8 protein-coding genes are annotated in these 13,481 nt (G+C 61.7%); 6 read left to right on the top strand and 2 right to left on the bottom strand.

Features of this window, described 5'->3' with window-relative positions; all coding sequences use genetic code 11:
* Window positions 1-83 precede the first annotated feature (83 nt).
* From WCE05_RS24825 to WCE05_RS24805, 5 genes are all read left to right on the top strand, one after another.
* Window positions 84-2,390, top strand: coding sequence for a BapA/Bap/LapF family large adhesin (locus WCE05_RS24825; protein ID WP_368816760.1), 2,307 nt, complete (start codon window positions 84-86; stop codon window positions 2,388-2,390).
* A gap of 201 nt (window positions 2,391-2,591) precedes the next feature.
* Complete coding sequence (locus WCE05_RS24820; RefSeq protein WP_253081532.1) at window positions 2,592-4,055, top strand: TolC family outer membrane protein; 1,464 nt, start codon at window positions 2,592-2,594, stop codon at window positions 4,053-4,055.
* Window positions 4,052-6,232 carry a type I secretion system permease/ATPase gene (locus tag WCE05_RS24815; RefSeq protein WP_368816759.1) on the top strand — a complete coding sequence of 727 codons (2,181 nt, stop codon included), beginning with the start codon at window positions 4,052-4,054 and terminating at the stop codon, window positions 6,230-6,232. Before WCE05_RS24820 ends, WCE05_RS24815 begins: the two co-directional genes overlap by 4 nt.
* A 42-nt stretch (window positions 6,233-6,274) precedes the next feature.
* Entirely contained in the window at window positions 6,275-7,519 is a 1,245-nt protein-coding gene (locus tag WCE05_RS24810; RefSeq protein ID WP_225790709.1) for an HlyD family type I secretion periplasmic adaptor subunit, read from the top strand.
* Between the two features lie 102 nt (window positions 7,520-7,621).
* Entirely contained in the window at window positions 7,622-8,521 is a 900-nt protein-coding gene (locus tag WCE05_RS24805) for an alpha/beta hydrolase family protein (RefSeq protein WP_368816758.1), read from the top strand.
* A gap of 53 nt (window positions 8,522-8,574) precedes the next feature.
* Here the strand turns inward: WCE05_RS24805 and WCE05_RS24800 are convergent, their stop codons facing one another.
* Window positions 8,575-11,739, bottom strand: a complete 3,165-nt coding sequence (locus tag WCE05_RS24800; protein ID WP_253081527.1) for a Mur ligase family protein — start codon at window positions 11,737-11,739, stop codon at window positions 8,575-8,577.
* A 228-nt stretch (window positions 11,740-11,967) separates the two neighbouring features.
* Window positions 11,968-12,168 (bottom strand): hypothetical protein, encoded by a 201-nt coding sequence (locus tag WCE05_RS24795; RefSeq protein WP_225790712.1) that lies wholly within the window; start codon window positions 12,166-12,168, stop codon window positions 11,968-11,970.
* A gap of 322 nt (window positions 12,169-12,490) precedes the next feature.
* On the opposite strand from WCE05_RS24795, the gene WCE05_RS24790 reads away from it, so the two are divergent.
* On the top strand, window positions 12,491-13,481 hold a 991-nt coding region (locus tag WCE05_RS24790; RefSeq protein ID WP_368816757.1), incomplete at its 3' end, for a helicase-related protein.

The following is a 13,481-nucleotide window of genomic DNA, read 5'->3' as shown; positions in this document are numbered from 1 at the left end:
GCGGCGTCGAGTACTGCAATGCCGTCAGGCTTTCAGTCTCTACCAGGTTGTCGCGGTCGATCATTGCCGTTCCGATGTCATCGGTGGCAACCACCTCCACAACACCCTCCGCCGACGCCGATGCCGATGCCGACGCCGATGCCGATGCCGACGCTGATGCTGATGCTGATGCTGACGCGGATGCCGACGCGGATGCTGACGCTGACGCTGACGCGGATGCTGACGCCGATGCCGATGCCGATGCCGATGCCGATGCCGACGCTGACGCCGATGCTGATGCTGATGCCGACGCGGATGCTGATGCTGACGCGGATGCCGATCTGGAAGCCTTCGACGACGTCGCAACTGCCGAACTGACCGTAACCCCGGTTACGACCAACACCGGGCTCGACAGCATGAACGTGTTCACGCTGCTGGGAGTAGGTGGCATTCAGCTCGGTGTGCCTGAGTTGTCGCAGGAGTTCACCGTAGCGGATGAAAGTACCGGCACCTTGAACCTGTCCTTCGGCTCCGGTGATCTTGCCTCCGTGCTGGGTAGCGGGTTCACTGCGGTACTCGAGGTCAGCGACGGAGCTGGCGGCTGGATTCCGGTAGACCAGGGAAGCGTAGGCGGTGGCTTGCTCGATCTGCTTGGGTTGTTCGGTTCGGGTAACACCAGCGCGAAAATCGAAGGCCTGGCAGCAGGTGAGTATCGCTTCACGCTCTCCATGGACCCCGCCCTGGTGGCAGTTGGCGCAAGCGCCACAGCACAACTGAGCGTCGATAACGCCAGCCTGGTCGATTTCACTGCAACAGGCGGTGAGGTCAGCGGCAATGTCATCACCGACGATGGCTTTGCAGGCGTGCCGGACTCCCCAGGTGCGGCAGGGGATGCCACGGTCACGGCCGTCAACGATGTGGAGATCGGTGACGATCCTGCGGTCGGTACCGTTGTGCACGGGCTGTACGGTGACCTGACGATCTTTGCCAATGGCGACTACAGCTACACGCCAAATGGCGATGTGGCGAACATCGGCAAGGTCGATACCTTCGAGTATCGGCTGGAGACAGCGGCAGGCGGCACGGCTTCGGCCACCCTCTACGTGCGCATCGACGGCAGCGACTCGACGGTGACCTGGAGCCCTGACGATCCGTCGGCGGAGGGTGTTGTGGAGGTGGTTGCCACCGATGACATCGGAACGGCAATGATCGACCGCGACAACCTGGTAGAGACTGAAAGCCTGACGGCATTGCAGTACTCGACGCCGCTGCTCATCGGTACCGGGAGAGGTACTGGCGCGGAGATCGTAGTGGAGGCCGATACTACGGCCGACCTTACCGTCAGTGTCCAGTTCTCCGGCGTTGGGTTGTTCCCGACAACCACACTCACGTTGGAGGTGTTCAACGGAACCAGCTGGGTGTCCACGGGCCAGACCACGACCAGCTCCAACTTCACCTTCACCGGGCTGGAGGCCGGTACGTACCGGGTGACCGGGGCAACGGGGGCCGTATCGTTGGCGGGTACGATTACCGTCAGCCAGACGCTGACCACCACCTATGCGAATGAGTTCGTCACGGGCGAGGCCATCGCTGCAACGGGCAACGTCCTGGCGCAGAGTGCTCACTCGCCGGCAGACAGCCTCGGCTCGACGCTGGCAGTGCTGAGTGTGTTGGTCGATGGGGTCTACGTCATACCGGGTCAAACCGGAGCCGTGGTGCAGGGTCAATACGGCACGCTGACGCTGCACGCGAACGGTGATTACGTCTACACGCCGACCCCAGGCCTGGCACTGGCTGACCTCGGCAACGTGGACAGCTTCAGCTACAAGATCACCGCACCGGGTGGCCAGGAGGACACCGCAACCTTGTACGTACGCCTCGACTCGCCGGATCTTGATTTTGTCTGGGACGATGACAATCCAGGCGATCCTGCCACCGAAGCCCCAGGCTTCGCAGCAGCCTCGCCGCTGGACGACGCGTCACACGCCACGATCGAGGGCGGCAACGAAGGTACCGCAAGTGCCGAAGGTGCTGATCAGACGGCAGCCCATGACACCGGGTTCGTACCGGTGGGTGGCGCGGCTGGCCCTGACACGCTGTTGTGGGAGGGTGACGATGCGACGATCAACTTGAGCTTGCTGGTCGGTAATGTCAGCGACATCGAGAGCATCGACCTGAACGACTTCAGCGCGGTCGAGCTGACCGTGAGTCTGGAAGACCTGGTGGCAGTGACGGCGCCCGAGACGGATAGATTGTTTATCCAGGGCGACGAGCAAGACAGCGTCCATCTGACCGGTGACTGGTCGATGGTTTCCACTCAACTGGAGAATGGACAGGAGTACGTGGTGTACGTCAGCCAGGAAGATGAAACCCATCAACTCTGGGTACAGAGCGGTATCAACGTGGTTTGACCATGTTGCAGGCGCAGAGCGTCAGGCCGTAAGGCCTGGCGTTCTCTGCTCATTCCGTTAGCCATCAACCGTAACGCCAGGGCGGCGTATTGCTCACCGCCCGGGCGTTACACCCTGACGTTGAGTGATGCCGTGCATGTTCCTGAAACCGAATGGGCTGCATGGCAAGTAAGCGCCAATCTTTTTCAGCCCAAGCTGATAATGGAGCATTACTTGAAACCCAAGGATCGGTTCGAGTTCCTGTTTGTGGCGTTGTTGGTCTTCGCCGTACAACCATTGAATATCGAGAGGGCCGTGGCACTGACACGTGACTACGAACCCGAACATATCAATTCCATCAGCCCAAGCGATGTGGGCAAGCATTTACCGGGTGACTCATTCGGTGCCGGCCAGGTGGCCGCCCCCAGGAATGTGGTGCCCGACAACCTCGACCTGTCGCGTGCCATCCAATTGGCCGTTGCCTGGCATCCTGCCATTGCAGAATCGATCGGTCAGCTTTACCAGCAACATGACAATGTCACCATCGCCCGGGCGGGTTATTACCCGCAGATTCGTGGCGGTTTCAACAGCGGTTATGACAGCGGCCTGACCGGTAATGGTCAAAGCCAGACCTTCACCCTGTCGGTCTCGCAGATGCTGTATGACTTCGGCAAGGTGGACAGTGCGGTGGACAGCGCAGTGGCCCGGGTCAATGGCCAGCAGGCTGCGGTCCTGCTGGCCATTGACCAGGTGGCGCGCGATACCGCCTTTGCCATGATCGAACTGCAGCGCTACCAGGCGTTGCTCGACATTTCTCGCGCGCAGGTCAAGGGGCTTACGGCCATCGCCGAGTTGGCCCAGCAGCGCAGCGATATGGGCGCCAGCACCCGCTCCGACATGATCCAGGCTCGCTCGCGGGTCGAGGCAGCCATTGCGACGCAACTTCAATACACCGCGCTCTACAAGCGCTGGCGCACGGCCCTGGGCAACCTGCTCGGTACGCAGGCCCCAGTCAGTGTCAGCACCGCGATGCCTGCCGCTCTGCGCCAGTCCTGCCAAGGCATCGATGCTGACCAGGTGCTGACACCATCATTGTTGATCGCCCAGGCTCAGCAGGCCGATGCCCAGGCGCAAATTGCCCTGGCGCGGGCCGAGGGGTTGCCGACGGTTTCGTTGGATCCTTCGCTGACCCAGTACCTGGACAGCAACGATGAGAATGGCACTGTCGGCGGGCGTGATCGCACGCGCTACGGGATCTTCATCAACGTGGAGGTGCCGCTGTACCAAGGCGGCGCCATCACGGCCCGCAAATCGGCGGCCGCTCAGGCGCTGCGGGCTGCCGAGGCGGCCAACGATGCCGCGCGCCTGGCCGTGCGCCAGGGCTTGCTCGAGGCTCGCGACCAGACCTCCAGCCTCGAGCAGCGGCTGTCGACCCTGGATTTTCGTGAGCGCAGCATTTCCGAAACCCGCGACTTGTATCGCCAGCAATACCTCGAGCTGGGCACGCGGCCGCTGCTCGACCTGCTGAACGCCGAGCAGGAAATCCACCAGGCTGCCATGGATCGGGCCAACACCCGCGCCGACCTGCATCGCCTGGAAATCGAGTGCCTCTATAACAGCAGCGCCCTGCGCACGGCGTTCAATCTGGACAGCAGTACGATCCAAGGTGTGGAGATTCGACCATGAACGATGCAGTGAACGTTGCGACCCCGAGCACCACTGACCCGCAGACCTTGGAGGTGGCTAACGCGCTCGACTACGAAGGCTGGCTGGAGGCGATATTGGCTGTCGCGCGGCACAATCGCTTGGATTGCTCGGCGCAGAATGTACGCATCGCCAGCCAGTGGAGCCAAGGGGCGAGTGTCGACCAGGTGCTGCGCCAGATGGCGCGCCAGGCTGGGCTGAGTCTGAAGATCGTCGCCTTCACCCCCGCGCTGCTGGCGCAGCGGCGCCTGCCCCTGGTGCTGCAGTTCGACGATGGCCAGATCGGCGTGCTGCAGACGATCAGCGACGACGAACTGGGGATCGTCTACAGCGGTGACCAGGGCCTGCAAAGCCACATCAACCGTACGGACCTGGTCAATGCCGTGCGCAAGGTCCTGATTCTGCGACCGGCGCAAGCGGTCAGGGATTCCCGGGTCGACGATTACATCAAGCCTTACGAGAAAAGCTGGTTCAGGAACATCATCCTGCGCGACTTGCGCCCGTATGGCCATGTCATGTTGGCGTCGCTGGCGGCGAACGTCCTGGGGTTGGCCGGGGTGCTGTTCTCGATGCAGGTGTATGACCGTGTGGTGCCAGCCGAGTCGATGCCGACCCTTTACGTGCTGTTCGGTGGGGTGATGCTGGCGTTGTCTTTCGACTTCATCTTGCGCATCACACGCGTGCGGATCACCGACCTGCTGGGCAAACGCGCAGACATGCGGGTGTCGGACCTGGTCTTCGGTCATGCCATTCGCCTGCGTAATAGCGCCAGGCCGAAATCCACCGGTTCGTTCATCTCGCAGTTGCGCGAGCTTGAACAGCTTCGCGAGCTGATTACCTCGAGCACCGCCAGCGCCTTGGCCGACCTGCCATTCTTCCTGATGTTCCTGGTGATCTACTGGTTCATTGCCGGGCCGCTGGTGGCCGTGCCGCTTGGTTCTGTGTTGTTGCTGTTGATCCCGGGGGTGTTGTCGCAGCGCAGCCTGGCCAGGCTGGCCAACCAGTCGATGCGTGAAAGTTCGCTGCGTAGCGCCATGCTGGTGGAGACTGTGCAAGGCCTGGAAGACATCAAGATGCTCCAGGCCGAGCAGCGTTTCCAGCAACAATGGAACCACTACAACGCGACCGCTGCCGAGGCTGGCTTGCGCTTGCGCACGCTCACCAACGGGCTGGTGACCTGGACGCACAGCGTGCAGGGCGGCGTATTCGCGGTGGTGGTGGTGTTCGGTGCGCCAATGGTGATGGCGGGCGACATGACCACCGGTAGCCTGGTCGCTGCATCGATCCTGGCTTCGCGCATGGTGGCGCCGATGTCGCAGATCACCGTCGTGCTGACGCGTTGGCAACAGGCCAAGGTGGCCCTGCAGGGTTTGCATCGGATCATGCAGATGCCGGTCGACCAGGCCGATGGCAGCAAGCGTGTGCACCTGCCTGTGGTCCGTGGCGACTATGAGTTCAAGCAGGCGGTGTTCAAGTACAGCGAGGATGCACCCGTGCCGCCCTTGACGGTCAAGGACTTGAAGATCGCTCCGGGCGAGCGCATCGCGGTGCTTGGCCGTAATGGCGCGGGCAAATCGACCTTGCTGCAGGCGATGGCCGGCATGATCGATCTCAGCTCAGGGTCGCTGACGCTGGATGGCGTCGGCTTGGGTCACATCGACCCGGCCGATGTGCGCCGCGACGTGGGCCTGCTGACCCAGAACTCCCGGCTGTTCCACGGCACCTTGCGGGAAAACCTGGTGATGGGCACGCCCCACGCCAGCGACCAGGAGGTTCTCGACGCCCTGGCGCTGACCGGGGCGCTGGAGTTCATCAGCAAGCTCCCGCTGGGCATGGACCACATGATTCTGGAAGGTGGGCTCGGCCTCTCCGGTGGCCAGCGGCAGTCGCTGTTGCTGTCGCGGCTGATCATTCGCCAGCCGCAGATCGTGTTGTTGGACGAGCCTACCGCGGCACTGGACGATGTCAGCGAGCGCAAGCTGATCCAGAGCCTGGCGCAATGGGGTGCGCAGCGCACGCTGATCATCGCTACGCACCGGATGAGCGTGCTTAGCCTGGTGGATCGCATCATCGTCGTCGACAACGGTTCGGTGGTGATCGATGACACGAAGGACAACGCCATTGCCCGGCTTTCCAAACCCAGGAACCCGGTGCAGTGAGCCGGCTGCCCATGCAATTGACTGCACAGAAGGATAGCGCTGATGGCCAATGAAATGAGTGCTTCGAGGTGGCGCCAGGGGCAGGTCCAGGTGCCTCTGCTCGATGCGTCCCAGGGCGACGACCTGTCCCGCGACGACAGCCTCGATGACGCGACGGTGGTGCGTTCGATGCGTATCGTCTGGTACCTGGCATTGATGCTGCTGGCGTTCGGGATATGGGCCTACCTGTTTGAAATAGACGAAGTGTCGACCGGCACCGGCAAGGTCATTCCGAGTTCGCGCGAGCAGGTCATCCAATCGCTGGAGGGGGGCATCATTGCCGAGCTCAACGTGGCCGAAGGGGATATCGTCGAACAGGGCGAGATCCTCGCCAAGCTCGACCCGACCAAGACTGAGTCCACCTTCGGCGAGAGTGCGGCCAAGTACCGCGCGGCCCTGGCCAGCGTTGCCCGGTTGCAGGCGGAGGTGAATGGCACCGCGCTGACATTTCCCGAGGAACTCAAGGCCTATCCAGCGCTGATGGCGGCCGAAAGCGACCTGTACCAGACCCGGCGCAAGGGGCTCGAAGAGTCTCAAGCGGGAGTCAGGACCTCCCTGGCGCTGGTGCGCAGCGAGTTGGAGATCACCGAGAACCTGGCCCGTGTCGGTGCCGCGAGCAACGTCGAGGTGCTGCGCCTGAAACGGCAAAAATCCGAGCTCGAGCTCAAACTCACCCAGTCCCGCTCCGAGTACTTGGTGCGCGCCGGCGAGGAGCTGGCCAAGGCCAACTCCGATGTGCAAACCCTGTCGTCGATCCTCAAGGGGCGTTCCGACTCGGTTTCGCGCCTGACATTGCGCTCGCCGGTGCGCGGGATCGTCAAGGACATCGAGGTCACTACCATCGGCGGGGTCATTCCTCCCAATGGCCGTCTGATGCAGATCGTGCCGATGGACGATCAGTTACTGATCGAGGCGCGCATTTCACCTCGCGACATCGCGTTCATCCACCCCAACCAGGACGCCAAGGTCAAGATCACGGCCTACGACTACGCCATCTACGGCAGCATGGATGGCAAGGTGGTGACGATTTCCCCCGATACCATCCAGGACGAAGTCAAACCCGAGGTGTTCTATTACCGCGTGTTCATTCGTACCCACGACAACGAGCTGCACAACAAGGCCGGCAAGGCGTTTCCTATCGTGCCGGGAATGATCGCGACAGCGGATATCAAGACCGGTCGCAAGACCGTGCTCGATTACCTGATCAAACCCATGAATAGGGCGCGTGAAGCCCTGCGCGAGCGCTAGGCGGTTCCCAGCCTTCGGGGCGGGTTGCCGCACAGAGAAGATGCAGCTTCCAGCTCTCGGCCAAATCAATGAGTGATGTTCTGTCTGTGGGGGAGTGATCGCATGTTCGGATCGAGCGTCGTGCGCTGGCTGTCATGCCTGGTCCTGGTGTTCAGTGCACCTCTGTTGGCCCGGGGCGTGGAGGATTCGCCGCTGCTGTGGAACACCCCGGCAGACCAGGTCCGTTGCGTCGATTCAGCCTCGGCCCTGTGGGTCGAGTTCGCCAGTGGCCAGGCCTGTATCCGTTACTTCAGTGCTTCGCCGCTCCAGGGAGCGCCGGTGGTGATCGTGATGTTTCACGGTGATCGCACTATCGAAATGCACCGTGCGCCCCAGGCCATTGCCGGCAATACCCTGCGGGCCAAGGACCAGCAGGCGGCGGCCCTGAGCCGGCGTGCCGGCGTACCGGTGGTGATTGTCGCGCGGCCGGGCACCTATGGCTCGAGTGGCAATCATGGGCAGCGCCGCCAGGCCAGCGAGTTCCAGGCATTGGATGCGGCACTCGACCAGTTGCGCCAGCATCATACCATCGGGCGTTTCGTGCTGCTCGGGCACAGCGGCGGGGCGACGGTGGTGGCCGCTCTGATGACGTTGGGGCGCAAGGATGTCAAATGCGCGGTCATGACCTCAGGGGCGTTCGCCCTGCTCGAGCGCGCGCAGATGATTCGTCGCAGCAAAGGCCTGCCCGCCCGCGATGGGCGCGACACCAATGGCCTGTTGCATCCTTATGATCCCTTGCAGCACATCGATGGCATCGCCCGGGTGCCTGGTCGCCCCTTGATCTTGATAGGTAACCGCAAGGACCAGGTTTCCCCCTTTGTCTTGCAGGAAAGGTTCTACCAGGCGTTGCGCGATGCGGGACTCGAGGCCCGATTGATCGAAGCGCCGGCTTTCGGCCCGGCGTTTCATCAACTGCGCGACGATATCGGGCTGAAGACTGCGGCCCAGTGCGCCCAGCCTTGAAACCAGGACCCACTGTACCTGCGAGTCCTTGTTTCAAGCTTCAAGGCGTGCCGTCAGAGCGCCGCGACACGTTGTTGGGCGTGGGTGAGTGAGTCGACCAATTGCGAGAGGCCGGTGCCGCCAGAGCTCTTCACCAGCACCCAATCGCCCTTGTGGAACCAGCGTTCGGCATGCTCGGGCAGTTTGTCCAGCAGGGCGTTGACGTCCTCGAACCACTCGATGCTCAAGCGGTCGCGTACCTGCACATAGAGCGCATGCATCAGCGGCCCACAGAGCAGGGTATGCCGTGGCGCTGCCGCCAGCAGGTGTTCGGCCAGGTCCAGGTGATAGCGTTGGCTCTCTGGCCCCAGCTCTAGCATGTCCCCCAGGACCGCAACGCGCTGATTGGCCCGGCCAGGCAGTTCCGCGAGCATTCTCAACGAGGCCCCCATCGATCCCGGGTTGGCGTTGTAGGCATCGTTGATCAACTGGTAGTCGCCGTCCCCGCAGGGGATGGTCAATGTGTTTCCGCGCCCGTCGACCGCCTCGAATGTCTCCAGGGCAGCTTGTGCCTGCTCGATGGGCAAGCCAGCGGCAATCAGCGAAGCCAGCACCGCCAGGGCATTGAGCACCATGTGCCTGCCGCGGGTACGCAGCGTGAAGCGCAATGGCGTACCTCGAAGGCTGGCATTGACCAGCAGGTGAGACGCTGTCGCGTGGCAGTCGATCACCCGTAGGTCGGCGTGGGTATGCTCGCCGTAGCTGAGCTCGCTCAATTGCGCTCGCTTGGCGGCGTCAGCGAACACTTGGTAGTACGGCATGTCGCGGTTGAGCACCGCATGGCCACCGGGCGCCATGGACCTGAAGATGGCGCTTTTCTTGCGGGCGAGGTTGGCCAGGGTGCCGTGGTATTCCAGGTGCGCCGGCGCCAGGCTGGTGACGACGGCGATGTGGGGGCGAACCAGGTCGGAGTTGATGGGCATCCTGCCAACAGCCATTTCCAGGACCCAGAAGCGTGCCGGGTCGGTCATGCAGGCCAGGTTCCAGGCGATCCCGTGGGGCAGGTTGGCGTTGCCTTCGGTCTGCGCCACCGTGTCGAGCTGTTGCAGGGCATGGGTGAGCATGGCCACCACGGTGGTTTTGCCGGCGCTGCCGGTTACCCCGAATACCTGGCCGCTGAAGGTCCGCCGGGCGTAGCGCCCCAGGTGCAGCATGGCATCGGCGGTGTCCGGGACTTGCAGCACCGGCAGGCCGGCGTCGAGGTAGGGCGTGGGGTCGACGCAGACAAAGGCCGACGGACGCTGGTGTGGGGCGGCCTTGGCCCACAGGCGCGCCAAACGGGCCTCATTGACACCCACCTTGCCCGGATGCCTGACCAACATGCGTTGCGGTTTGAAGTACGACATGGACGGGGCCAGCCCGCTGGCTTGCCAATCCGCCGCAGGCGCTACCACCCAAGTGCCGCCGGTGGCTTGCACGACATTTGCCGCATCCCAGTGCCAGCCGCCGGTGCCATGCTGCTTCTGCGCCAGGGCGCAGTGGACCTGCGGTGCGCCATCGAGCAGGTAGCGGTGATAGGCAATGAGCCCGGAGAGATAGTGTTCGACATCGTCGATACGCACGCGAAAGGCATGATGGCGAATGAAGAACGAGCCGACGATGCGTGCCGGATTACCAAAGAACATCGCTATTTCCGGCCAAAAGTAACCGTTCAGCAAATGCCCGGCGCGGTGGTGCAAGGCTCGGTAGAAGGCTTGCAGGTCGACCTCCTCGAGCAGGTGACGCAGTGCAGGCAACTGCTCGAGGCGTTGTAGCATCTGCTGTGCCGCCATCATCAGTTCCAGCAGGGTCGGGAAGGTAGTGATGCGCTGCTGCACGAAGCCCAGGTAATCGACGAAGTTGTTCAGGCCGAAGCGGAAGTATTTTTCCTCTGGCCGGTAATGGGTCAGCTCGTTGACGCAGTAGCTCAACCAGTGGTCGTGCGCGCGCCAGTGTTCCTTGGCGATGAAATGATCGAAGGCCTTTTCGACGACCTGCAGCCAACGCTTGTCGCCTGTCAGGCCGTAGAGGCGCATCAGCCCGAATGCTGCTTCACCGTCGTAGTAGATGATCCGGAAGGGCTCTTTGACACTCAGGTCCCTGGCATGCAGAACGTGGTCGAAGCTGCCGGTCTGCGGGTCTTGCATCCAGGCAATGCCATTGGCCAGCGCTTCGAGCAACGGCTGGTAGTCGCGGTTGCCGGTGACTTCGCTGTATTTCACCAGGGCCAGCAGGCAGACCGCATTGCCCCCCAGCTTGATTTCGTCGCCGGTGTCCACCAGGAAAGCGGCGGCGCTGCCATCGGGCAGGGTGTAGGGTTTGATCAGCGTCTGCGTGAGGTGATCGAGGGCGCGGCCTATCGATGCCCCGAGGGTGTCATCCTGGGTCAGCGCCCAGGCTTCGACCATGGAATAGGCCGTGCTGGCGTGACGTAGGGTGTTGTAGTTCTGGATCGTACGGTCAAAGCAGGGGAAATAGCCGTAGACGAACTGTCCGCTGTCCTTGACCTGGCGCGAGAGAAAGCCTGCAGCCGTCACGATGCTTTCCCGCACCTGGCCGGCGTCCAGCATGCCCGTCTTGCGTCGTCCGACATCGGGCCCATTGCTGTTGAGGGCATGGGCAATACCGTCTTCGGCACAAAAAACACCTTGGGTCTGGAACAGGTAGACGGGGGCTTCGGGGTGGGCTTGTGCGTATCGGGCTGCCGCCAGCGCTGGCGAACCGGCAAAGCGTTTTTTCACGTAGACCGAAAAATTGCCCAGGTTGAAGCTGGCACAAGGAATGCTGGAGCCGCCGTACAGGATGGCGTTGGCGTTGATTTCCTGTTCGGTGAGGGCGATCTCCAGTCCTTGGTCGAAGGCGATACCATAGCGGAAGTAGTTGCGCTTGTGGCGCTTGAGGCGCTCCTGCAATTGCGCCCATGTCAGCGTGGTGAGGTTGACTGCACGCTCGACCCGGAGCCACAGCGGCCCGGAGGGCTGACCCTGCCCGGGCGAGGCCTGCAGCGCCGGAAACTTTGATAGTGCTTGGCTCCAGGCGGTCTCGAAACTGTCCGCGGTGACGTGGAACACCTTGGCGCGCTGGCTACTGTCGCTGAGGGAGAAGAACAGCGTACAGGCCGGCGGGGCATCGGCAATGAGCGCTGCTGTCTGGCGTTTTAAAAAATCGTAACACGCTGTTAGTTGCTGTTTCAAAGACATAAGAAAATCCATTGTCAATGTCGGATGAAGACAGGTTGTTTGTTATGTGAACATTATCTCGTTCGGTATTCGAACACGCCTTTGAACATTAAGGCCTTCCTGCGTCCAAGCAAGGTCTGGCGTTGCAAAGTGTGAGTGTGAGCTTCGTCACATAAAAGACCGGCATGCACTTATACATGAATAAGCACGTTGAGCAGTCTTGTTGAGTCTTGAAATGGAACTTCCGTTCTAGTTGAGCGGAAGCGAATCATCTTGGGCTCTTTCCTTGGGGGGAAAGCCGCTGGGTTGCTCATGCTCGTTCAGGTGATTCTTTATGAGTTTCCTGAGGATCTGCGATACGGTGAGGTCGACGGTCGCAGAAAGATCCTCTAGTTTTTTCTTGGTTGGCAGATCGATCAAGATCGTGAGGCGAACGGTCTTTTTGTGCATGTGCGGTTCCTTTCTCTTCCGCAGCAGATACTCATGCTGCGGTCGGCTCTCCAGTGCCTGATGAATATGAGGCTTGACATGGAACTTCCGAGGCTCCGTGGGGACTATAATTCAACCGTGACAGATTTTCTACATGACTTAAAGCGCGTGTAGGCAATCATGTGTTGAATCGGTGTGCCCATATGAGTGCCTTGTCCAACCGCACTCATGCCGCCGCGAGTGAATGTCCACAAGTTTCGAAGACATTCGTTCTGTTGGCGAACGGTCTCGTCGAATGGTCAATGAACCTTTGTATACTGCACGCCTTGTTGCAGGAGTAATCATGAGTTCGTTGCCCATCGATGCCGCCTTGCCGGCCCTTTTGAAAGCCCTCGGGGAACGTCACGAGGTCGTGCTCCAGGCGCCGCCAGGTGCCGGTAAAACCACTCGCGTTCCGCTGGCGCTCCTTGACGAACCTTGGCTCAAAGCGCAGACCATCATCATGCTCGAACCCCGGCGTCTGGCTGCACGCGCCGCAGCCGAGCGGATGGCGGCTGAACTCGGCGAGCGGGTAGGGGAGACGGTGGGTTACCGTATCCGCCTTGAAAGCAAGGTAGGCCCGAAGACACGCATCGAAGTCGTGACCGAAGGGATCCTGGCAAGGAGGCTGCAAGACGACCCCTCGCTGGATGGTGTGGGCCTGGTCATCTTCGACGAATTCCACCTTCGCAACCTGGACGCGGACCTGGCCTTGGCGCTCACGCTCAATGGGCGCGAACTCTTTCGCGATGATGTCCCGCTGAAGGTCCTGTTGATGTCGGCAACGCTGGACGGGGAGCGGCTTTCCCGACTGCTCGACGATGCCCCCATCGTGACCAGCGAAGGCCGGATGTACCCGGTCACGACGGTCTGGAGCAAACCACAGCAGCCGGGTGATTACATCGAGCCCCGGGTCATCGCCGCGTGCCTCGATGCACTTGAAGAGCAGACCGGCAGCATGCTTGTCTTTCTGCCCGGCCAGGCAGAGATCCGTAGGGTCCTCACTGGCCTGCAAGACAGCCTCGATGACCCTCAAGACATCCTGCTCTGCCCACTGCATGGTGAACTTGATCTCGACCAGCAGCGAGCGGCAATCGACCCAGCCCCTGCTGGAAAACGCAAAGTGGTGCTCGCCACGAACATCGCGGAAACCAGCATCACCATCGACGGCGTGCGCGTGGTGATCGACGCAGGCCTTGAGCGTGTGCCCCGGTTCGATCCACGAAGTGGCATGACCAGGCTCGACACACAGCGTATTTCCAAGGCGAGTGCCACGCAGCGGGCGGGGCGGGCAG

Origin of the sequence: Pseudomonas sp. I2, from assembly GCF_040984075.1 — a bacterium.
GTDB classification, from domain to species: Bacteria; Pseudomonadota; Gammaproteobacteria; order Pseudomonadales; family Pseudomonadaceae; genus Aquipseudomonas; species Aquipseudomonas guariconensis_B.
Note: the sequence above shows the minus strand (reverse complement) of the source record. Positions and strands in the feature narration are given on the sequence as shown.